Below are 21,811 nucleotides of genomic sequence, written 5' to 3'. Positions count from 1 at the left end.
GATCGCGCGGGGCTGGGAGGTGAGCAGGACAACCGCTTTAGGGCGGACCGCTTGCCGTAGCCGGCTCCGTGCAGCGCAAGCGTTTGTTTATACTGGTTGCCGGGTACCTCAACGCGTTGGGCGCACCCGTAAACCCATGGAGCAACAGAAGGGAAAAGGAATGGCCAATCAAGGTATCGGCGCGTGTGCAGGACAGCAATCTCTGACACGGCGCTCGGGCAGTCTTCGTGGATCCGGTCCACGTTTTCGGGCGCTACTGGCCCAGTGCAATATCTCACCCATGGATTTCGCGTTGTTTTTGCGGGTCAGCCCCCAGAACATGACGAACTGGTTCGCCCGTGGCTTGCCCAGGCAGCGCCTGCCGGAGATTGCCCAGTTGCTCAGCGTCAATGAATCTTGGTTGGCGAGGGGCGAAGGGGAAAAGTACGAGGCGGGGAACACGTAGCACCGGCCTGATGCGGTGACATCATCAACGCAGGCGCGTCGACGGCGTCACGCATGTAGCGACAGCCCTCGATCAGCGCGGTTCATGAACTCATCCTTAAGGTGTGCCGACCACCTTGATCAGTTGCGACGGGACATTCCTATAGTCCACATGGACTGGTTGCTTGCGCGGTATGGATGATATTGAATGGCCGGCATGACTGCGCACCTGCTGCTTGTTGATGACCACGCTTTGTTTCGTTCCGGGGTGAGCATGATGCTGACCTCCGGCTTGAAGGCTGTGCAGATATTCGAGGCGGCCTCACTGGAAGAGGCGTTGCTGTGTTCGAGTGACACCCTCGATCTGGTCTTGCTCGACATCAAGCTCGAAGGCATTAACGGCCTGAATGGTATCGCCCTGCTCAAGCGCCGGTGGCCGCTGGCGAAGGTGCTGGTGGTGTCCGGCTTGCAGGGGCCGCGGGTGGAGCAGGAAGCGCTGGCCCACGGTGCCCAAGGCTTCGTCTGCAAGGCCGAGGCACCTGCGCGGATGTTGGAACTGATTACCCAGATGCTCGCGGGCGATGTGCAGGCCCAATCCCCGTTGTCTGACGCCAGCGGCCCCTCGATCAAGTTGACGCCGCGCCAATGGGAAGTGCTCGACCTGCTCAGCCAGGGGCTGTCGAACAAAATGATCGGCCGCCAGCTCAACCTCTCGGAGAACACCGTGCGCGGGCACGTGCAGGCCACGTTGCTGGCGTTGCAGGTGTCCAGCCGCTCCCAGGCGACGTTCGTGGCGCGACGCATGGGGTTGATCGATTGAGCCGCGTAGCGCCGGGCGGCGACGTGGACAGCGACATCCGCGTCGAGCAGATGCGCCTGGTGTTGGCGGGTATCAAGCAGTCGCTGTACCTGGGCAGCGCCCTGGCGGTGGTGCTCGTACTGGCCTTCGATTCCCCGCAGGACCGTTCCCCGCTGCTGCTCTGGCTGGGTGCCGTGGTGAGCGCACGGGTGCTGTGCGTGAGTTACGCGAGCCTGGCCTTGCGCCGTGGCGTGACGGTGGACAATCGCCGACGGTTGCTGATCCACATGGGCCTGATCAAGGTACTTGAAGGGTTGGTCTGGGGGGGCCTGGCCTGGGTTGTGATGGGCCAGGGCTCGCTCGCCGCGCAACTGCTGGCCATGACTGCTCTGGCCGGGATCAGCGGCAATGCCGCCTCGTTGCTGGCGCCAGTGCTGCCGCTGTTCTTGTGCATGCAACTGGCACAACTGGCGTCCATCAACGGCAAGTTGTGGATGATCGGGGATGAGTCCTACCGCGTCCTGGCCATCAGTTGCACCCTGTTTGTCGCGGGCCTGATCGGCCAGGCGATGATTGCCCAGCGGGCCTCGCGCAGTGCCATTGCCTTGCGCTTCGAGAACCGCGACTTGGTCGAGTGCCTGAAGATCGAGTCCGAGCGCGCCGATCAGGCCCGGCTCAAGGCCGAGGAAGCCAACCTGGCCAAGTCCAAGTTCCTGGCCGCGGCCAGTCATGACCTGCGCCAGCCGATCCATGCCCAGGAGCTGTTCCTGGAGGTGCTGGAGCGCAGTGACCTGTCCGAGGTCCAGCGCAAGGTGCTGGGCCACGCGCGCGCCGCCAGCCAGGCGTCGGCGCAGATGCTCAACACCTTGCTCGACTTCTCGCGGATCGAGGCGGGCGTGATCGAGCCGCAGCGTCGCGGGTTCCAATTACAGCCGCTGTTCAATCGCCTGGAGAACGAACTGGGTGGCCAGGCGGATGCCAAGGGCATCGTCTATCGGTGCCGCGAGACTCACCTGTCCGTGGACTCCGACCCGGCGCTGCTGGAACTGATCCTGCGCAACCTGATCACCAATGCCATTCGCTACACCGAGTGCGGCGGCTTGCTGGTGATCGCCCGGCAGCGGGGCGAGCAGGTGTCGATCGAGGTGTTCGATACCGGCATTGGGATCGAGCCGGCGCAACAGTCGGAGGTGTTTCGTGAGTTCCACCAGTTAGGCAACCCGGAGCGTGACCGCCTCAAGGGCCTGGGACTGGGCCTGGCGATCACCGAAGGGCTGGCACGTTCGCTCGATCATGGTTTGAGCCTGGTGTCCCGGCCAGGGCGTGGCAGTGTGTTCCGGGTGCGCTTGCCGAGGGTCGATCCCGTGTGGGCGGACGATGTGTTCTCCCTGAGCGATGTTCCCCAGCGCCAGCCCATGCACCTGGGAGGCCTGCGGGTGTTGGTGGTCGAGGATGACGCCTTTGTGCGCGAGGCCATGGTCCAGTTGCTGGAAGATTGGGGCTGCGAATGCCGGGCGGCGGAGTTTATCGATGAGGCCCTGCAACACGTGGCCCACTGGCCGGTACAGATGCTGATCAGTGACTATTGCCTGCGCCAGAACGAAACCGGAACCCAGGTCATCCACCAGGTCCGCGAGGCGCTGGGGATCTCGGTGCCGGCCTTGATCATCACCGGCGACACCACCACGCAGCGCTTGCGCGAAGCGCGTGACAGCGGCGTGCCGCTGCTGCATAAGCCGGTATCGCCGATGCAGTTGTACCGGGCGTTGGCCGATAGCGTAGAGGCCTGGCCTGATCCCAGGCTATCGACCGAGGACAGCGTCGCCCTGTCGCGGTGGGCGCACCCCTGAAGGCCCGGACGGCTTGATCCGTCCGATTCCGCGTGTCCGAAGGCGACGCCCAGGGCCGCCTGGCTCAGCCACGATAGATGTGCTCAAACCACCACGCCCGCCGCTGACGGTATGGGTCGCTGAGCATCTGTGGCTGGGTATCCAGCGCCAGCAGCGTGCGTGACTCACCGTCGTAGCCAACCCAGTCGCGGTACGCCGCAGAGTCCGTTGCAGCAGCGCCGGCGAAGCTGAGGATCAGCCCTTGCATCAGGCTCGCCAATGCCTCGCGCTCGACCTGTTCGGCGTCATCGCGTGGGGTTCCCGCCAGCAGTCGGCCGACGTAGGTGTCGAGCTTGCCGAAGAAATAGACCTGGTCCGCCGCATGCTGGGCGCGGCGGCGGGGGTCGGTCTCGCGGTCGAAGCGATAGACCTTGACCGCGTTACCCTTGGACAGGCCCTCGGCCGCCCACAACGATGGCATGACGAACACGCAATCGCCCAGCAGGTGCATGGCGCGCTGGCCTTCGTCTTCGTCGGGGAAGGTCTGGCGGTACAAGGCCTTGGCGGCGTCCTTGAGCGCGGGCGGGATGATGTCCAGGCGCTCGACCATGCGGTCCAGGCCCAGGTGATCCAGGGTCTCGTCCCAGTTCAGCCACAGGCCCATTTCATAGTGGGTGAAGCCGATCATCACCTCGATCCCGGTCGCCCGGCCCTGTTCGGCGAACGCGATCGGGTCCACGGGCGATGAGTGGGCGCAGGTCTTGGGCCAAAACAGTGCGTCCATGCGAAACAGCATGTCCGAGGACTCAGCGAGGTGGTGCACCTTCATCATCACCTGCGCGGTGCTCATCTGCTGGAGTTGCTCGACGCTGTCGATGGCGCAATCGGCGAAGAACTGGCGTGCGAGCTCGCCCGCGCTGGCGTCGCTGAGCCCTTCGCGAATGTCGCCGCTCAGGCCGGGCAGGCCGGCATAGCCGCTCATCATCACCACGCGCTTGACCAGCCCGCCCAGGTGCCCGCCGGCCAGCAGCCAACTGATGTCGATGCTGCCGGCGGACTCGCCCATCAGCGTGATGTTCTGCGGGTCGCCGCCGAACGCTTGAATGTTGCGCCGCACCCAGCGCAGCGCTTCGAGCTGATCGAGCACCCCGTGGGAGTGGGCGCCGGCGTAGGAGTCGTCGCCCAGCACGCTGACATCGAGGAAGCCGAACACCCCCAGCCGGTAATTGAACGAGACGAACACCGCGTCCCCGGTCTTGGCCAGCACGTCACCGTGGTAGCACTTCAAGCGGCTGCTCTCCAGCCAGTTGGCGCCGCCATGAATCCACACGATGACCGGTCTTTTAACCGGGCCCACCGAGGGCGTCCAGACGTTCAGGGTCAGGCAATCTTCGGCGCCGACCCACGGCTGCCCCTCGACGGCTTCGCTGTCGCTGAACTCGCAGAACTCGCCCTCGGTCGAGTCGAAGAGTTGGGCCGACGCGCAGCCGAAGCGCTCGGCGGCGCGCACCCCGGTCCAACCGCGATGGGCCTGCGGTGGGCGAAAGCGCAGGGCGCCCAGTGGCGGTTCGGCGTAGGGAATACCGAAGAAGCCGTGCAGGCCGCAGGTTGCGTCGAAGGCACCGCGCAGCGAGCCTTGCTCGGTGTGGACCGTGGCCGGGTGAGTGGAGGTGAATGCCATTGCAGTTTCCTTAAGGTCAGAGGCCGCTCTTGAAGCGGTTCCAGGCGCGGGTCATCAGGCGCAGGTCGGTGGCGGTCGGATTGGACTGCCAGAACATTTTGCTGCGCACCGCCTGGCTGGGAAATATCGTAGGGTTCTGTGCGACGGCTTCGGGCAACAGCGCGAGGCTGGCTGGCACGGCGTTGGCGTAGCCGACGGTGGCGGTGAAGTCGGCGCTGACCCGTGGCTCGAGGATCTCGTTCATGAAGCGATAGGCCGCCTCGGGATTGGGCGCCCCCTTGGGCATGGCCATGAAGCCGAACCAGGCCGAAGTGCCTTCCCGTGGTGCGATGTAGCGGATGTGGTCGTTCTTGCCGGCTTCCTGGGCGCGGCGCCCGGCGATCTCGACATCGCCCGACCAGCCCAGCATCAGGCAAATGTTGGCGTTGGCCAGGTCGTTGATGTAGCTGCCCGAGTTGATATAGCGCAGGTTGGGCCGGATCGCCTCCAGCAGCGTGTTGGCCTTGGCAAGGTTCTCCTGTGTCGGCTGTTGCGGGTCCAGCCCCAGGTAATTGAGCACGATCGGGTAGACGTCTTCCGGGCTGTCGATGATCCCGACCCCGCAATCCTTGAAGCGGCTGACCACCTCGGGCTTGAACAGCAGGTCGTAGGAGTCCAGTGGCGCGTCGCTCATGCGCGCTTTGATCAGGTCCTGGTTGATGCCCAGGCCAGTGGTGCCCCAGTCATAGATGAAGGCGTGGCGATTGCCCGGGTCCTTGCCTTCGACGAACTGCATCAGCTCGGGGTCGAGGTTCTTCCAGTTGGGCAGCTTGCTGCGGTCCAGTTCGGCCAGGGCGCCGGCCGTGATCAGTTGATCCAGCGACGAGCCAGAGGGCACCACCACGTCATAGCCGCTGTTGCCGGTGAGCAGTTTCACCTGCAGCGTCGACTCGTTGTCGAAGGTGTCGTACTGGACCTGGATCCCGGTCTGGTCCTGGAAGTCCTTGAGCGTGTTCTGCCCGATCAGCTCGGACCAGTTGAAGATTCGTACCTGTTGCGGTGCGGCCGAACTGATCGACGCAGTGACAGCGATGGCAATGCCAAATAGCAGTGTGAGTCTGTTCATAACCCGAGCGATCTCAATGGTGAGGGTGGCTAAAAAGTATTTGAGTGCAATTATGTAGTCAACTACATTTTTAATGATGAGCCCATATCTGTCCGACATTCGCTAGAATGCCGGCCATCGGCCCCAAGCCCTGGAGTGACTATGCCCACCCACCCGAACCACCCCGCGCCATCGCTGCGCGAGCGAAAAAAAGAAAAGTTTCGCCAGTTGCTGATCAACACTGCGATCGAACTGTTTCGCGAGCGCGGTTTCACGCACACGCGCATGGAAGACATCGCTGCCGTCGCTGAATCCGGCGTGACCACGGTGTACAACTACTTCCCGAACAAGCACACCTTGCTGATCGCCATCATCGAGAACCAGGTGGCGCTGGCCCAGGAGGCGGTGAGCCAGGTGGTGAACGCATTGCCGGAAGACCCACGAGAGGCGTTCGTCGACATGATCGCCGCCGACTATGGCGACATGGACACGCTCGAAGACAAACGCCTATGGCGCGAACTGCTGGCGGCCATGTTGTTTGCGGTGGAAGAGCACGCCCAGATCGGCCAGGCGCGCAATCGTTTCAAGGCGTCGTTGAAGCTGGCGATTGAGGCGTATGTGGCCCGTGGCACGTTCGCCGCAAGCGTGGACATCGAGGCGCTGATCGATGTCGTCTACGCGATCTATGCCTTCCATTTCCGCAGCCTGGCGTGCTCGGACACAGCCCTGACCGCCGACACCCTTATCCTCGTGCGCCGCGACATCCGGCTGCTGTTGTCGGGCTTGACGTCCGGTGATAGGCAGGGTCGCGCGGGGTGAGCGCCAACCTCGGCGTCAACTGCTGAGGGCCGCCGCCTCTTCCCTGAGCCAGGCAATGAATTGACGGGTCATTTCACTGACGCCCCGTTGCGGCTGCGTCAGCAGGTAGTAGGCGAGTGGGTGCGGCATGAGCATGTCGGGGAAGGGCAGGACCAACTCGCCATTGCGCACCGCGCGTTCGGTCAACTCGATCGCGCACAGCGCCACGCCGTGGCCTTCGATGGCCAGTTGGGCGAGGACGTTGGAGTCGGTGACGACGTGGCCGCTGCGCACCTCAAGCCCCGGCGTGGGGTACAGCGCCTGCCAGCTTTCCCAGTCGTGATAATGCCGGTCGTGCAGCAGCGCCTGGTGCGCCAGGTCGGCCGGTACGCGCAGCCCATCGAGCAAGGACGGCGAACACATCGGCGCGTAGTTCAGGCCCATCAGGAACTCGGCGTCGAAGCCTGGCCATTCGGCCGTTCCCCACTTGATCGCCAGCTCGACCCCGTCAGGGAACTCGACGCGCTGGGTGCTCAACAGTTGCTGGATGCGCAGGGCGGGGAAGCGTTGGGTGAAATGCTTGAGGCGCGGGGTCAGCCAGAATGCACTCATCACCGGTTCCGCCTCGATGTGCAGCACTGGCGGTGCGGTCTGCCGGGCGCACTTTTCAAACGCGCTGAGCAGTTGCTCGAACGGCGCGCCGATATCCTGCAGCAGTCCTGCGCCGGCCTTGGTCAAGGTGACGGTGCGGGTCGAGCGGGCGAACAGGACCACGCCCAGGGCTTCCTCCAGCTTGACCACTTGCTGGCTGACGGCCGACTGCGATAAGTGCAGCACGGTCGCCGCCCGGGTGAAGCTGCCTTGCTCGGCCACGGTCTTGAACGCCAGCAGCAAGGTCATGTGCGGCAGGCGGGTCAGGGCGAACGGTTCGGTGAATTTATTCATAAGACTTCGTTATTAGTCCATTACCAAAACGCGATTCTCTCGGCGCAGGACGCCAGCTTACAGTAGCCGCAGATCCCGCCAAGACGGGGTCTCTCCAATAATTACAATAGTTGGGACTCCCTATGCAGCAGAACACGCAGAAAGACCTGACCCTGATATTCACCAGCATCGTGGTGATATCAATGACGGTCATCGGATTGATGATGTTTCCCGATCAGGCCAAGGTGCTGGCCGATCAACTCTTCACCAGCGCGACCTCTACCTTCGGCACCCTGGTGCAGGTGCTCGGCTTTGCCTGTGTGGTGCTGATCATCGGCCTGGGCTTTAGCAAGTACGGCAACATTCGCCTGGGCGAGGGCAAGCCGGAGTACAAGAACACCAGTTGGATCTTCATGTTCATCTGCGCGGGCCTGGGGTCGGCGACCATGTACTGGGCCTTCATGGAGTGGGCGTATTACTACCTCACGCCGGGGCTGAACATCGCCGCCGCGAGCAAGCAAGCGCTGGAAATGAGCATCGCCTATTCGTTCTTCCACTGGGGCATCACCCCGTGGGCGATCTACGGCATTGCGTCGCTGGCGATGGCGTATCACTTCCACGTGCGCAAGAACAAAGGCCTGAGCCTGGCCGGCATCATTGAGTCGATCACCGGCTTCAAGGCCCACGGCCCGGTCGGGCGGATCATCGACCTGATCTTCCTATTCGCCACCTTCGGCGGCCTGGTGCTGACCACCACCCTGACCACGTCCACCGTGGCCAAGGGCCTGTCGGACCTGACCGGCATCACCGACGGCTTCATGCTCAAGGCGTGCCTGGTGCTGCTGGTGACGGTGGTGTTTTCCCTGAGTTCCTACATCGGCATCAGCTCCGGCATGCAGCGCCTGGCGAAGCTGGCGTGCGGCATGACCATGGTCTTTGCCTTGATCGTGCTGGTCCTCGGTCCGACCCTGTTCAGCGTCAACAACATCGCCAACGCGATTGGCCTGACCCTGCAAAACTTCATCCACATGAGTCTGTTCACCGACCCGACCGGGGATGGCGAATTCTCCCGTGGCTGGACGGTGTTCTACTGGCTGTACTGGATCACCTACACCCCGGGCGTGGCGATCTTCGTCACCCGTGTGTCCAAGGGCCGCACGATCAAGGAAGTGGTGCTGGCGATGATCCTCGGCGGCTGCGGCGGGTGCTGGTTCTTCTTCGGCAGTTTGCAGAGCTTTGCCATTCACCAGTTCGTCACGGACCTGGTCAACGCGCCGGCCATGCTCAGTGGGGCCGGCGGTGAGGCGGCGGTCTCGATGCTGTTGACCAGCCTGCCGTTTGGCAAGTTGCTGTCGGTGGTGTACTTCCTGCTGATGCTGGTGTTCCTCGCTTCCCACCTGGATGCGGTGGCCTACACCGTGGCGGCTACCAGTACCCGCAACCTGCGTGAAGGCCAGGACCCGTCGCCCAACCTGCGCCTGTTCTGGTGCCTGATGCTGGCGGTGCTGCCGCTGGCGATGCTGTACATCAACGCCTCCCTCAACACCCTCAAGACCGCCGTGATCCTCACTGCGATCCCGTTCATTTTTATCCTGATAGTGAAGATCTGGGGCCTGCTCAAGTGGCTGCGTGAAGACTACGCGGCCATGCCGGCCCACTTGATTGAAGAGCAGTCCGCGCGCCTGGCGGCGATGAGCACCGCCGAGGTCAATCAAGCGCGATCCGTGGTCCGTCAGGGTGCCTCGAAAGTCCTGGAAACCCAGCCATGAAAATAGTGGATGTAGAAGCGATCTGGTTGCGCGTGCCGGCGCTCGACCAGCCATGTGAGTGGGGCGAGGATGCGTTGATCGTGCGCATCCACACTGACACTGGCCTCGTGGGTATCGGTGAAACCGACAGCTCGCCGGCCGTGGTCAAGGCCTTGATCGAAACCCCGGCGTCCCATGAAACCTGCCAGGGCCTGCGCGACCTGCTGATCGGTGAAAACCCGCTGGAAATCGACCGGCTGTGGAAGAAGATGTACCGCCAGTCCGAGTACATGGGCCGGCGCGGCGCGGCGATCCATGCCATCAGCGCACTGGACATCGCCCTGTGGGACATCGCCGGGCAGCATTACGGGGTGCCGGTGCACACCTTGCTGGGCGGCAAGTACCGCACGCGCATCGCCGCCTACGGCACGTTCATCCCGCGTCCCGACGAGGCCGGCAACCGCGAGCTGGTCCGCGGCCTGCTGGCCCAGGGCTTGCGCAGCATCAAGCTGGGCGGTGCCGGGTTTGGCGAAGACCTGCGCAAGGACCGTGAGCTGCTGCGGGTCGTGCGCGAGGAGATCGGCGATGACGTGCAGTTGCAGATCGACCTGGTGGGGCGCTGGCGCAACTACCCGCACGCGTTGGCGCAATGCGAGGCGCTGCGCGAGTTCAAACTGAACTGGATCGAAGAACCGTTGCCGTCCGACGACACGCGAGGCCTGGCGCACCTGGCCGAGCGTTCCGGGCTGCGGGTGTCCGGCGGCGAAGGGTTGGCGACGCGGCATGAGTTCCGCCACTTCCTGGAGGCCTCGCGCCCGGCGATCATCCAGCCGGACATCACCCGCTGCGGTGGCATCAGCGAGATGCGCCACATCTATGAGCTGGCGCAATTGCACGGCGCGCAACTGGTGCCCCACGGTTTCAGCACCGGGATCCTGCTGGCGGCCACTGTGCACTTTCTGGCGGCCAGTGAGTTCGGTGAGTTGATCGAGTACTCGCAAAGCGACAGCCCGCTGTTCCGGGGCCTGGTGAAGAACCTGCTGCCCCTTGAAGACGGTCATGTCGCGGTGCCGGATACCCCGGGCCTGGGCGTGGTCCTGGACGAAGCCCTGATCGAACGCTATCGCGTACGGCCTTGAACCTGGGAGAGACCAATGACCAACCTTTTGATCGACCGGGTCGAGGTGTTCGCCTGCGTACCGCCGGTGCGCGGCTCGACCTGGACCCCGGAGCAGCCCGAACCCTGCACGACCCACACCTTTATCCGGGTCACCACCCGGGATGGCATCGTAGGCGTCGCGGCGACGGACTCCTACACCAGCCATCACGCCGACGCGGTCCTGGCCGAGACCCTGCGCGACATGATCCCCGACCTGCTGGGGCGCTCGGCCCTGGAGCGCGAAGGGCTGTGGTCGCACTTGCGGCCCAAGGCCTACGCCCGCTCGGCCCAGGCCCAGGCGTTGATCGATGTGGCGCTGTGGGACATCGCCGCGCAGGCGGCCGGGCAGCCGTTGTTCAAGTTGCTCGGCGGCTACCGCGAGCGCATCGACGCTTACGCCAGCACGCCAGTACTGGCAACGCCCGAGGCCTATGTCGAGACCGTGCAGCACCTGGTCGAGCAAGGGTTTCGCGCGATCAAGTTTCATTGCTGGTGCGACCCGGCGCGCGACCTGCGATTGATTGAGCAGGTGCAACGGGCCCATGGGGACAAGGGCTTGGCCTTGATGTTGGATGTCGAGCAACGCTACGACCTGGACGCCGCGCTGAAAGTCGGGCGGGTACTGGGCGAGTTGGATTACGCCTGGTTCGAAGCGCCGCTGGATGACTACGACCTGGCGGGCTATCGGCAGTTGAGCGCCCGGCTCGACGTACCGGTGCTGGCGGCGGGCAATGCGATCACTGACCACCAACTGGTGGCATTCGCAGCCAGCCAACAGTGCTGGAGCCGAGTGCGTGTGGATGTGATGACCTGCGGCGGGATCACGCCTGCGCTAAAGATCATCCATCACGCGGCCGCCAGCGGGATCAAGGTCGAGTTGCAAAGCTGGGGGCACTCCTTGGCGCAAGCGGCCAACCTGCACCTGATGCTGGGGCAGCCGGTGTGCAGCTACTTCGAGCAGGCCTGCGAGGTCGAGCTGTTCGAGTTCGCCACGGCCAACCCGATCCGCACCAACCGGCAAGGGCAAGTGACCGCGCCGGATGGCACAGGGCTGGGGCTGCAGATTGATTGGCAGCAGATCCAGCGCGGTGCCGATATCCACTTGAGCGTCGCGCGCTAGCCCCCGTGCTCAACGGCCCTCGGTTGTCACCGGGGGCTGCTTGACCGGGAACGCGATGAAGGGCTTGATTTCCTTGAGCACGAACATGCTCTGCATTTCCTTGATCCCGGTTAATCGCCGCACCACGGTCATGGAAAACTCGGCGTAGGCGTCCAGGTCGCGGGCCACCACTTGCAGCAGGAAATCGGCGTCGCCACCGATGCTGTAGCACGCCACCACGTCCTCCAACTGCATGACCTCTTGCTCGAACTTGCGTGCTTCGGCTTCGCTGTGGCGGTCAATGCTGACCCGCACGAACACCATCACGCCCAAGCCGATCTTGCGTCGGTCCAACACCGCGCGGTAACCCAGGATGTAGCGATGCTCCTCCAACTGCTTGACCCGTCGCCAGCACGGTGAGGCCGACATGCCGAGCTGATCGGCCAGGGTCTGGTTGGTGACCCTACCGTCCTGTTGCAGGGCGGTGAGGATATTGATGTCTGTCAGGCTGAGGGCTGGTCCGGTCATAAATTCCACTTTTTATTTGAATGGAGGTAGGTTCTACCTATTTATGCATGTCTGGCAATCAACATAGACAAAATAATCCTGGGTGAAGCGCGTAGTATTTTTCCCACTTCAAGGCGTTTGCCGTTGAAGTTCCAAGGGCTTTTGGCGCGCGGTAGCGGGGGGCAGATGATTTTTGATGCGGCGGTTCACAAGTGCGTGATCGTGGTCGATAGCGACCTGGGGCTGGATCTCCGAGGCCGAGAGTTCGGCCATCGGACGGCTGGCCATCGGCTTGATCGGGACACAGAAAACCATCCGCACGCTGATCGGCAACCTGGCGTTGTTCAAGTAGCCAGCCGTCAAGTGAAGGCGCATAGGCCTTCGATCAATCCACCAAGGGACACCCCATGCTCGATCTGACACAAGCACTCACCTACTCGATCGCCCTGGGCATCGCTGCCGCCATTCCCGGTCCTGGCATGGCGGCGCTGGTTGCACGCAGCGTCAGTGGCGGCACGTTGTCGGGCTTTTGCCTGTTGTCGGGCTTGATCCTGGGGGACCTGGCCTACCTCTCCTTTGCCGTGTTTGGCCTGGCGATGATTGCCGAGCACTTCCAGGCGCTGTTTCACGTGGTGCGCTGGGGCGCCGCGCTGTACCTGGGCTACCTGGCCTGGCAGTTCTGGCGCGCCGACCATCAGGCGATCGACATGGACCGGCCGGTGAAGAAGACGGAGCTGCTGTCGGCGGCGGTTTCAGGGCTGACCATCACCCTGGGTAACCCGAAGACCATCGCCTTCTACCTGGCGTTGCTGCCGCTGGCGATCAACCTGGAAACGGTCTCGCTGCACACCTGGGCGCTGGTCCTGGTGCCGCTGACGATCCTGGTGTTGCTGGGCGTCGGCGCGCTGTTCATCTTCGCCGCCGTGCGTATCCGTCACCTGCTGTCGGGGCAACGGGCGCAACGGCGATTGTTCCGGGGCGCGGCGGCAGTCATGGCGGTCGCGGCGGCGATGATCGTGGTGCGTTGAGTGAGCGGTTTCACTTCGCAGGGCAGGTTTTCTCGGGCACTTGGCCTATCATCGGCCAAGACATTCCCAAGAGGCCCGGCATGAACATCAGCATTCACAACGAAACCGCCGCAGACATCGACACCATCACGCAACTGACCGAAGCGGCGTTTCAACACGAGCAGCACTCCAGCCACACTGAGCAATTCATCGTCACGGCGTTGCGCCGCGCCGATCAACTGACCGTCTCCCTGGTAGCGGTGGCGGGCGAGGAGGTGGTCGGGCATGTTGCCGTTTCCCCAGTGAGCATTTCGTCGGGCGCACCCGGTTGGTATGGCCTGGGGCCGATTTCCGTGTGGCCGGATCGTCAGGGCCAGGGCATCGGCTCGGCCTTGATGAGCGCGGCACTTGAGCGGCTACGGCAGCTTGGCGCGGCGGGCTGTGTGGTACTGGGGGACCCTGGCTACTATGACCGCTTTGGATTTGAGGTCTATCCGGGACTCGAACTGCCCGGTATCCCGGCGCAATACTTCCAGGCCATTTCCTTTGGGGGGGCGGTGCCAACCGGCGAGGTGAAGTACCACGCAGCCTTTGACGCCACCGAGTGAGCGAAGACGGTGACTGGCGACCGGTCACAATGGTCTTTTGCATCGCGGGGATATTCTGTAGCCTTGCGCACCTGCAATGCAGTCCGTTCCTGATGAAAACTCACTCTCCCGGCGGTACCCGTTAGTGGTCCGGAGCCGGGTGTATACTCGACTTTCGCGCGAAAGCGCCCGCAGGTCTTGCGATCATGACGCAAATTTCCGAACGCCTTCTGGTTCAAGCCCACCTCGACGCCAAGCAGCCAAAGCCGCTGACGAGCGAGGAGGAGGCCCATTACCGCGCTGCCATCGCTGCCGAGCTCAAGGCTCAGGACGCGGTGCTGGTGGCTCACTTTTATTGCGATCCGATCATCCAGGCCCTGGCTGAAGAGACCGGTGGCTGTGTCTCCGACTCCCTGGAAATGGCCCGCTTCGGCAACGCCCATCCGGCCAAGACCGTGGTGGTTGCCGGCGTGAAGTTCATGGGTGAGACCGCCAAAATCCTCAACCCCGAAAAACGCGTGCTGATGCCGACCCTGGAAGCAACCTGCTCCCTGGACCTGGGTTGCCCGGTCGATGAGTTCTCGGCGTTCTGCGACCAGCACCCGGAGCGCACGGTGGTGGTGTATGCCAACACCTCGGCGGCGGTGAAGGCGCGGGCAGACTGGGTGGTGACGTCCAGTTGCGCACTGGAGATCGTCGAAAGCCTGATGGACAACGGCGAGACGATCATCTGGGGCCCGGACAAGCACCTGGGCACCTACATCCAGCGCAAGACCGGTGCCGACATGCTGCTGTGGGACGGTGCCTGCATCGTCCACGAAGAGTTCAAGGCCAAGCAGCTCGAAGACATGAAGGCGTTGTACCCGGACGCCGCGATCCTGGTGCACCCGGAGTCGCCGACCGCGGTGATCGAGCTGGCCGACGCGGTGGGTTCCACCAGCCAGTTGATCGCCGCCGCGCAAAGCCTGCCCAACCAGACCCTGATCGTGGCCACCGATCGCGGCATCTTCTACAAGATGCAGCAGCTGTGCCCGGACAAGGTCTTCATCGAAGCCCCGACCGCCGGTAACGGCGCGGCCTGCCGCAGTTGCGCGCACTGCCCGTGGATGGCGATGAACACCCTGGAGCGTACGCTGCAGTGCCTGCGTGAGGGTTCGGGGGAGATTTTCGTCGAGCCGGCGTTGATCCCCCAGGCGATTCGCCCGCTCAAGCGCATGCTCGACTTCACCGCCGCCGCGCGGATGAGGCTGGCGGCGGGCAACGCCTGATAGCAACGGCTCGTTGTGGGAGCGAGCCTGCTCGCGATGGCGTCAGATCAGTCAACGGTGATGTTGAATGTAAGATGGCTTTCGCGAGCAGGCTCGCTCCCACAGGACTTATTTCTTCTTCTTGGGGATCCGTACCAGTTGGCTGTCGGAATAGATGTCATGCCAACTGCGCTTCTTCTTGTCCAGCAGTACCCAGAAAAAACCCAGGCCCACGCACAGCAGTGAGGCAATCGACACCACGAAACGCAGCAGCGCCTGCCACAGGCTGATGGCTGTACCGTCGGCGTTCTGCACGCGGATGCACCACACCTGCATGCCCAGTGTCTGCCCGGTGTAGGTCCAGAACTTGGCGAAGAAGCCGAACAGCACAAACAGCAGCAGGGTCGAGAACAGCGGGTCGCCGTCCAGGGCACCGGCATCGGTCAAGGCCCGCATGCGTTCTTCGCCGAGGATGGCCATCTGCGCCATCTTGTAGAGACCGCCGGTGACGATCAGCAGGGCGGTGCATAACAGGAAGTCGTAGAACATCGCTGCCAGGCGACGGCCGAGACCGGCGATAGGGAATTCACCCTGGGGGCTGAGCAGGTGTTTCGACATGGAATGGCCTCGGAGCGAAAAAAGAAGCCATTTTACGGGTTTACGGCCATAAAAAAGCCCCTGATGTCAGCATCAGGGGCTTTTTGTTGCTCGATGATCAGGCTTCTGCTTGAACTTCGTCAGCCTGCATGCCTTTTTGGCCCTGCACGGCGATGAAGGTGACTTTCTGGCCTTCTTTCAGGCTCTTGAAGCCGTTGCCTTGAATGGCACGGAAGTGTACGAACAGATCCGGGCCGCTTTCTGGCGTGATAAAACCAAAACCTTTCTCGTCGTTAAACCACTTGACGGTGCCGCTCTGACGTTGGGACATTTCTTATTTCCTATGACACAAAATTAATGACAGCCTCTTTCTCATGAAAGAGTACTGGGGCTGGTTGCAGGAAGTAGAACGACGTAGAACGGGTGTAGCTAACTTGTTGGCTACTGCCCAGGTCACGATTCCAAGGGACCCATGCAAACACAGTGGGCAAACTCTACGCCAACTACGGGAGGAAAAACAACCCCCCGTGAAAGCCATGTATTGCTGGGCTTGGGGTCATGTTGTGGGTGTGTAGTGCGGCTTATTCGATAACGTGGTTCAGTTGTTTTCGATTGTTATAAGCACAGTTCATAAGCGAAAAAAAACAGTGCCTTGCACTGTTATGTGGCAGTTGCGTGACAGCGTGGTGCACTGTTACGCAACTGCGTTACTTATGGGAACAGTCAACTAGCCGCGATAGTAGCGTTGTGGAACAAATGGCAGTTTGCTTACAAGCATTGGCACCTTCTTCCCACGAACAATCGCCCAGACTTGGCTTTCAAGTGCGGTGTGCGCCGTGTCGAGGTAACCCATTGCCAGGGGGCCACCCAACGTAGGCCCGAAACCGCCGCTGCAGACGTGGCCGATGATCTCGCCGGCGTCGTTGACGATCTCCGCGCCTTCGCGCACCGGGGTGCGCTCCTGTGGCAGCAGGCCGACGCGTTTGCGGCTGACGCCGTTTTGTTGCTGGGCAAACACCGTCTCGGCCCCCGGGAAACCACCGGCACGCGCGCCGTCGGCACGTCGTGGCTTGGAGATGGCCCACAGCAGGCTGGCTTCGATGGGGGTGGTGTCGGCATTCATGTCGTGGCCGTACAGGCACAGCCCGGCTTCCAGGCGCAGCGAGTCACGGGCGCCGAGGCCGATGGCGGCAACTTCTGGCTCGGCCAGCAGGGCGCGGGCCAGGGCTTCGGCGTGGGCGGCGGGCACGGAGATCTCGAAGCCGTCTTCGCCGGTGTAGCCCGAACGGCTGACGAAGCACGGCGCCCCGAGCAAGGTTATGCGGGTGAACTGCATGAAGGTCATGCTCGCCACGTCAGGCGCCAGGCGCGAGAGCACCGTCACCGCCGCCGGGCCTTGCAGGGCGAGCAGGGCGCGTTCTTCGAACAGCGGCTCGATCTGGCACTGATCGCCCAGGTGCTGGCGCAAGTGGGCCAGGTCCTGGTCCTTGCACGCGGCATTGACCACCAGGAACAGTTCGTCGTTGCCCAGGTTGGCGACCATCAGGTCATCGAGGATGCCGCCCTTGTCGTTGGTGAACATGGCGTAGCGCTGCATGCCCACCGGCAGGTCGATGATGTCCACCGGCACCAGGGTTTCCAGGGCCTTGGCGGCGTTGGCGCCGGTCAGGCGGATCTGGCCCATGTGCGAGACATCGAACAGCCCGGCCTGCTCACGGGTGTGCTGGTGCTCCTTCATCACGCCCAACGGGTACTGCACCGGCATGTCGTAGCCGGCGAATGGCACCATGCGTGCGCCAAGCTCCAGGTGCAAGGCATGCAACGGGGTTTTCAACAGGGTTTCGGTGGACATATGCAGCTCCTGAAAACGTACGGACGTGCGTGGACGTCAGCACTCGATAATGTTGACCGCCAAACCGCCACGGGCGGTTTCCTTGTATTTGCTTTTCATGTCGGCGCCGGTCTGGCGCATGGTGCGGATGACCTTGTCGAGGGATACGAAGTGCTGGCCGTCGCCGCGCAGGGCCATGCGCACGGCGTTGATGGCCTTGACCGAGCCCATGGCGTTGCGCTCGATGCACGGCACTTGCACCAGGCCGCCAATCGGGTCGCAGGTCAGGCCCAGGTTGTGTTCCATGCCGATCTCGGCGGCGTTCTCTACCTGCTGGACGCTGCCGCCCAGCACTTCGCACAAGGCCCCGGCCGCCATTGAACAGGCAACGCCGACTTCGCCCTGGCAGCCGACTTCGGCGCCGGAGATCGAGGCGTTTTCCTTGTACAGGATGCCGATGGCGGCGGCGGTCAGCAGAAAGCGCACCACGCCGTCTTCGTTGGCGCCGGGAATGAAGCGCATGTAGTAATGCAGCACGGCCGGGATGATTCCCGCCGCACCATTGGTGGGCGCGGTCACTACGCGGCCACCGTTGGCGTTTTCTTCGTTGACGGCCAGGGCGTAGAGGTTGACCCAGTCCAGCACCGACAGCGGGTCGCGCAACGCAGACTCCGGGTGCTTGCACAGTTGCCGGTGCAGTGCCGCCGCCCGGCGCTTGACCTTGAGGCCTCCGGGCAGGATGCCTTCGTTGCGACAACCGGCATCGACGCAGTCCTGCATCACTTGCCAGATGTTCAGCAGGCCGGCGCGGGTTTGCGCCTCCGGGCGCCAGGCACTTTCGTTGGTCAGCATCACCTGGCTGATCGACAGGCCATAGGTGGCGCAATGGCCGAGCAGGTCCTTGGCGCTCTTGAACGGGAAGGTCAGCGGCGTGGCGTCCTCGACGATGCGGTCAGCGCCCGCCGCGTCTTCGTCGACCACGAACCCGCCGCCCACGGAGTAGTACTCACGGCTGCGAATCTGAATGCCGGCCGCGTCGAAGGCCCGAAAGATCATGCCGTTGGGGTGATAGGCCAGCGGTTTGCGAATCATCGCCAGGTGTTCTTTCTCGTTGAACGCAATGCGGTGTTCGCCGAGCAGGTTCAAGCGGCCGTCACTGCGCATCTGCGCCAGGCGTGCGGCCACGGTTTCGGTGTCCACGGTGTCCGGGTGCTCACCTTCCAGGCCCAGCAACACCGCCTTGTCGCTGCCGTGGCCCTTGCCGGTGGCGCCGAGCGAGCCGTACAGCTCGACTTTGACGCCGGTGGTGGCCGTGAGCAGGTCGTCCCGGCGCAGGCCTTCGACGAAGCGCGCAGCAGCCCGCATCGGGCCGACGGTGTGTGAGCTGGAGGGGCCGATGCCAATCTTGAACAGGTCGAACACGCTTAACGACATGAGTGGTTCTCCGGTTTCTTGTTATGGGGATTGGCGGGATCTAAGAACTTGGTACAACCCTTGTGGGAGCGGGCTTGCTCGCGAAAGCGGTGTGTCACTCACCGTTGATGCTGAATGGACTGACGCTTTCGCGAGCAAGCCCGCTCCCACAGGGGATAGGCGGTGTTCTTGCGAGAGACGGGCGAACCCGCCCCTCACAGGGTTAAGCGTAGCTTTCGATCGACGGGCAGGCACACACCAGGTTGCGATCGCCGAACACGTTGTCGACCCGGCCAACCGGCGGCCAGTACTTGCCGTCGATCAACGACGCCACTGGGTACACCGCCTGTTCGCGGCTGTAGGGGTGCGTCCATTCGCCGACGATTTCGGCGGCGGTGTGCGGGGCGTTTTTCAGCGGGTTGTCGTTCGGGTCCAGGGTGCCGTTTTCCACGGCGCGGATTTCTTCGCGGATGTGGATCATGGCGTTGCAGAAGCGATCCAGCTCTTCCTTGGATTCACTCTCGGTCGGCTCGATCATCAAGGTGCCGGCGACCGGGAACGACATGGTCGGGGCGTGGAAGCCGAAGTCGATCAAGCGCTTGGCCACGTCATCGACGCTGATGCCGCTGCTGTCCTTGAGGGGACGCAGGTCAAGGATACATTCATGGGCCACCAGGCCGTTGCTGCCGGTGTACAGCACGGGATAGTGCGCTTGCAGGCGGCGCGCGATGTAGTTGGCGTTGAGGATCGCCAGCTGCGAGGCGCGCTTGAGGCCGGCACCGCCCATCATGCGGATGTACATCCAGGTGATCGGCAGGATGCTCGCGCTGCCGAACGGTGCCGCGCAGACCGCGCCTTCCTTGCGCTCCATGGCCGCGTGGCCGGGCAGGAACGGCGTCAGGTGCGACTTGACGCCAATCGGGCCGACGCCCGGGCCACCGCCGCCGTGGGGAATACAGAACGTCTTGTGCAGGTTCAGGTGCGACACATCGCCCCCGAACTTGCCCGGTGCACACAGGCCGACCATGGCGTTCATGTTGGCGCCGTCGATGTACACCTGGCCGCCGTTGTCGTGAATCAGCGCGCAGATCTCGCGGATGCCTTCTTCGAACACGCCGTGGGTCGAGGGGTAGGTGATCATCAAGGCCGCGAGGTGTTCGCGGTGTTCGATGGCCTTGGCGCGCAGGTCTTCGATGTCGACGTTGCCCTGGGCATCGCAGGCCGTCACGACCACGCGCATACCGGCCATGTTGGCGGTGGCCGGGTTGGTGCCGTGGGCGGAGGAGGGGATCAGGCAGATGTCGCGAAGGGCGTCGCCGCGGCTCTGGTGGTAGGCACGGATGGCCAGCAGGCCGGCGTACTCACCCTGGGAGCCCGCGTTCGGTTGCAGTGAGATCGCGTCGTAGCCGGTGGCGGCGCAGAGCATCGCTTCCAGTTCCGTGGTCAGTTGCTGGTAACCGGCGCTTTGCTCGGCTGGGGCGAAGGGGTGCAGGGCACCAAATTCGGCCCAGGTGACAGGGATCATTTCGCTGGCGGCGTTGAGTTTCATGGTGCACGACCCCAGCGGGATCATGGTGCGGTCCAGGGCCAGGTCCTTGTCGGCCAGCTTGCGCAGGTAGCGCATCAGCTCGGTTTCGGAATGATAGCGGTTGAACACCGGGTGGCTGAGGATCGGCGATTGACGCACCAGGGCTGCTGGCAGGCGGCTGTGCACCGAGGCGGCCAGCGCGGCGAAGTCCGGTAACGCCTTGCCAGCGGCCAGCAGGCTCCACAAGGCCTGGACGTCGGCCGGGGTGCTGGTTTCGTCCAGGGACAGGCCCAGGCGTTCGCTGTCCACGACGCGCAGGTTGATGCGCTGGGCGTGGGCCTTGTCGTGCAGGACTGCGGTGTGCGCGCCGGTGTGCAGGGTCAGGGTGTCGAAGAAATGTTCTTGCTCGACCGTCTGGCCCAGGGCACTCAAGCCCTGGGCAAGGATCGCGGTCAGGTGATGCACGCGGAGGGCGATCTGGGCCAGGCCTTTGGGACCGTGGTACACCGCGTACATGCTGGCGATGTTGGCCAGCAGCACCTGGGCGGTGCAGATGTTGCTGGTGGCCTTCTCGCGGCGGATATGTTGCTCGCGGGTCTGCATGGCCAGGCGCAGGGCCGGCTTGCCGAAGCGGTCCACGGACACGCCGACCAGGCGGCCCGGCATGTCGCGCTTGAATGCATCCTTGGTGGAGAAGTAGGCCGCGTGCGGGCCACCGAAGCCCAGCGGTACGCCGAAGCGTTGGGCGCTGCCGATGGCCACGTCGGCACCGAACTCGCCTGGCGGGGTCAGCACGGTCAAGGCCAGCAGGTCGGCGGCCACGGCCACCAGGGCGTTGGCGGCGTGGAAGCGCTCGGTCAGTTCGCGGTAGTCGAACAGGTCACCGTTGCTCGCCGGGTATTGCAGCAGGGCGCCAAAGAAGGCGCTGACGTCAGTCAACTCGCGCTCATCACCGACCACCACCTCGATGCCCAGTGGCTCGGCACGGGTGCGCAGCACGTCGAGGGTTTGCGGGTGGCAATGCGCGGAGGCGAAGAACGCTTGGCTGCCCTTGTTCTTGCTCAGGCGCTTGCAGAAGGTCATGGCTTCGGCGGCAGCGGTGGCTTCGTCGAGCAGGGAGGCGTTGGCAATCGGCAGGCCAGTGAGGTCGCTGATCAGGGTCTGGAAGTTCAGCAGCGCTTCAAGGCGGCCCTGGGAGATTTCTGGCTGGTAGGGCGTGTAGGCGGTGTACCAGGCCGGGTTTTCCAGGAGGTTGCGCAGGATCGGCGACGGTGTGTGGGTGCCGTAGTAGCCCTGGCCGATGTAGGTCTTGAACAGTTGGTTCTGGGCGGCGATGGCCTTGATCGAGGCCAGGGCATCGGCTTCGCTCAAGCCGTCTTCCAGGCCCAGCACGCTGGTGCCCTTGATGCTGTCGGGGATGACGCTGGCGCTCAGCGCCTCCAGCGAATCAAAGCCCAGGGTGCCCAGCATGGCGCGCTCGTCACCGGCACGGGGGCCGATGTGGCGGGCGATGAATTCGTTGGCAGTGGTCAGGTTGACGTGAGTCATGT

General features: G+C 63.4%; 18 protein-coding genes. 9 read left to right on the top strand and 9 right to left on the bottom strand.

Going from position 1 to position 21,811, the window contains the following annotated elements:
* The first annotated feature begins 631 nt into the window (after positions 1-631).
* Positions 632-1,243 carry a response regulator gene (locus BMW74_RS15550; RefSeq protein WP_218189040.1) on the top strand — a complete coding sequence of 204 codons (612 nt, stop codon included), beginning with the start codon at positions 632-634 and terminating at the stop codon, positions 1,241-1,243.
* The gene (locus BMW74_RS15545; protein WP_218189039.1) at positions 1,240-3,072 is read left to right on the top strand and encodes an ATP-binding response regulator; all 1,833 of its coding nucleotides are present in this window, start codon (positions 1,240-1,242) and stop codon (positions 3,070-3,072) included. Before BMW74_RS15550 ends, BMW74_RS15545 begins: the two co-directional genes overlap by 4 nt.
* Positions 3,073-3,136: 64 nt before the next feature.
* On the opposite strand, the gene BMW74_RS15540 is transcribed toward BMW74_RS15545, so the two are convergent.
* Positions 3,137-4,732 (bottom strand): carboxylesterase/lipase family protein, encoded by a 1,596-nt coding sequence (locus BMW74_RS15540; RefSeq protein WP_093422672.1) that lies wholly within the window; start codon positions 4,730-4,732, stop codon positions 3,137-3,139.
* Between the two features lie 16 nt (positions 4,733-4,748).
* A complete protein-coding gene (locus BMW74_RS15535; RefSeq protein WP_175479232.1) occupies positions 4,749-5,837 on the bottom strand; it encodes a polyamine ABC transporter substrate-binding protein in 1,089 nt (362 codons plus the stop codon).
* Positions 5,838-5,978: 141 nt separating this feature from the next.
* Between BMW74_RS15535 and BMW74_RS15530 the strand changes: the two genes are divergently transcribed.
* Positions 5,979-6,635 (top strand): TetR/AcrR family transcriptional regulator, encoded by a 657-nt coding sequence (locus BMW74_RS15530; RefSeq protein ID WP_093422662.1) that lies wholly within the window; start codon positions 5,979-5,981, stop codon positions 6,633-6,635.
* A 15-nt stretch (positions 6,636-6,650) separates the two neighbouring features.
* On the opposite strand, the gene BMW74_RS15525 is transcribed toward BMW74_RS15530, so the two are convergent.
* Positions 6,651-7,559: a LysR substrate-binding domain-containing protein gene (locus BMW74_RS15525; protein WP_093422658.1), complete on the bottom strand. Its 909-nt coding sequence runs from the start codon at positions 7,557-7,559 to the stop codon at positions 6,651-6,653.
* Positions 7,560-7,681: 122 nt separating this feature from the next.
* On the opposite strand from BMW74_RS15525, the gene BMW74_RS15520 reads away from it, so the two are divergent.
* From BMW74_RS15520 to BMW74_RS15510, 3 genes are read left to right on the top strand one after another with little or no spacing between them, the layout of a single operon-like run.
* Entirely contained in the window at positions 7,682-9,307 is a 1,626-nt protein-coding gene (locus tag BMW74_RS15520; protein WP_093422654.1) for a BCCT family transporter, read from the top strand.
* Positions 9,304-10,425, top strand: coding sequence for a mandelate racemase/muconate lactonizing enzyme family protein (locus BMW74_RS15515; protein WP_093422649.1), 1,122 nt, complete (start codon positions 9,304-9,306; stop codon positions 10,423-10,425). The genes BMW74_RS15520 and BMW74_RS15515 overlap by 4 nt, the downstream gene beginning before the upstream one ends.
* Before the next feature lie 15 nt (positions 10,426-10,440).
* Positions 10,441-11,565: a mandelate racemase/muconate lactonizing enzyme family protein gene (locus BMW74_RS15510; RefSeq protein WP_093422643.1), complete on the top strand. Its 1,125-nt coding sequence runs from the start codon at positions 10,441-10,443 to the stop codon at positions 11,563-11,565.
* Positions 11,566-11,574: 9 nt separating this feature from the next.
* Here BMW74_RS15510 and BMW74_RS15505 read toward each other — a convergent pair whose 3' ends face one another.
* The gene (locus tag BMW74_RS15505) at positions 11,575-12,072 is read right to left on the bottom strand and encodes an Lrp/AsnC family transcriptional regulator (protein ID WP_093422638.1); all 498 of its coding nucleotides are present in this window, start codon (positions 12,070-12,072) and stop codon (positions 11,575-11,577) included.
* Between the two features lie 386 nt (positions 12,073-12,458).
* Here BMW74_RS15505 and BMW74_RS15495 point away from each other — a divergent pair, with 386 nt between their 5' ends.
* From BMW74_RS15495 to nadA, 3 genes are all read left to right on the top strand, one after another.
* A complete protein-coding gene (locus BMW74_RS15495) occupies positions 12,459-13,079 on the top strand; it encodes a LysE family translocator (protein ID WP_093422630.1) in 621 nt (206 codons plus the stop codon).
* Between the two features lie 80 nt (positions 13,080-13,159).
* The gene (locus tag BMW74_RS15490; RefSeq protein WP_093422626.1) at positions 13,160-13,666 is read left to right on the top strand and encodes a GNAT family N-acetyltransferase; all 507 of its coding nucleotides are present in this window, start codon (positions 13,160-13,162) and stop codon (positions 13,664-13,666) included.
* A 185-nt stretch (positions 13,667-13,851) separates the two neighbouring features.
* Positions 13,852-14,913: a quinolinate synthase NadA gene (gene nadA / locus BMW74_RS15485; RefSeq protein WP_093422621.1), complete on the top strand. Its 1,062-nt coding sequence runs from the start codon at positions 13,852-13,854 to the stop codon at positions 14,911-14,913.
* A 108-nt stretch (positions 14,914-15,021) separates the two neighbouring features.
* On the opposite strand, the gene BMW74_RS15480 is transcribed toward nadA, so the two are convergent.
* The 5 genes from BMW74_RS15480 to gcvP all read right to left on the bottom strand — a co-directional run bounded on the left by BMW74_RS15480 (position 15,022) and on the right by gcvP (position 21,809).
* On the bottom strand, positions 15,022-15,510 hold the full coding sequence (locus BMW74_RS15480) for an RDD family protein (protein ID WP_093422617.1): 489 nt from the start codon (positions 15,508-15,510) through the stop codon (positions 15,022-15,024).
* A gap of 97 nt (positions 15,511-15,607) precedes the next feature.
* Positions 15,608-15,820 (bottom strand): cold-shock protein, encoded by a 213-nt coding sequence (locus BMW74_RS15475; RefSeq protein ID WP_007977299.1) that lies wholly within the window; start codon positions 15,818-15,820, stop codon positions 15,608-15,610.
* Between the two features lie 396 nt (positions 15,821-16,216).
* On the bottom strand, positions 16,217-17,341 hold the full coding sequence (gene gcvT, locus BMW74_RS15470) for a glycine cleavage system aminomethyltransferase GcvT (RefSeq protein ID WP_093422613.1): 1,125 nt from the start codon (positions 17,339-17,341) through the stop codon (positions 16,217-16,219).
* Positions 17,342-17,377: 36 nt separating this feature from the next.
* Positions 17,378-18,754 (bottom strand): L-serine ammonia-lyase, encoded by a 1,377-nt coding sequence (locus BMW74_RS15465; protein ID WP_093422608.1) that lies wholly within the window; start codon positions 18,752-18,754, stop codon positions 17,378-17,380.
* A 202-nt stretch (positions 18,755-18,956) separates the two neighbouring features.
* Positions 18,957-21,809, bottom strand: coding sequence for an aminomethyl-transferring glycine dehydrogenase (gcvP, locus tag BMW74_RS15460; RefSeq protein WP_093422603.1), 2,853 nt, complete (start codon positions 21,807-21,809; stop codon positions 18,957-18,959).
* Positions 21,810-21,811: the final 2 nt, after the last annotated feature.

Source organism: Pseudomonas sp. ok272 (genome assembly GCF_900109995.1).
Lineage (GTDB): Bacteria > Pseudomonadota > Gammaproteobacteria > Pseudomonadales > Pseudomonadaceae > Aquipseudomonas.
The sequence above is the reverse complement of the archived record's forward strand: the minus strand, read 5'-3'. Positions and strand labels throughout refer to the sequence as shown.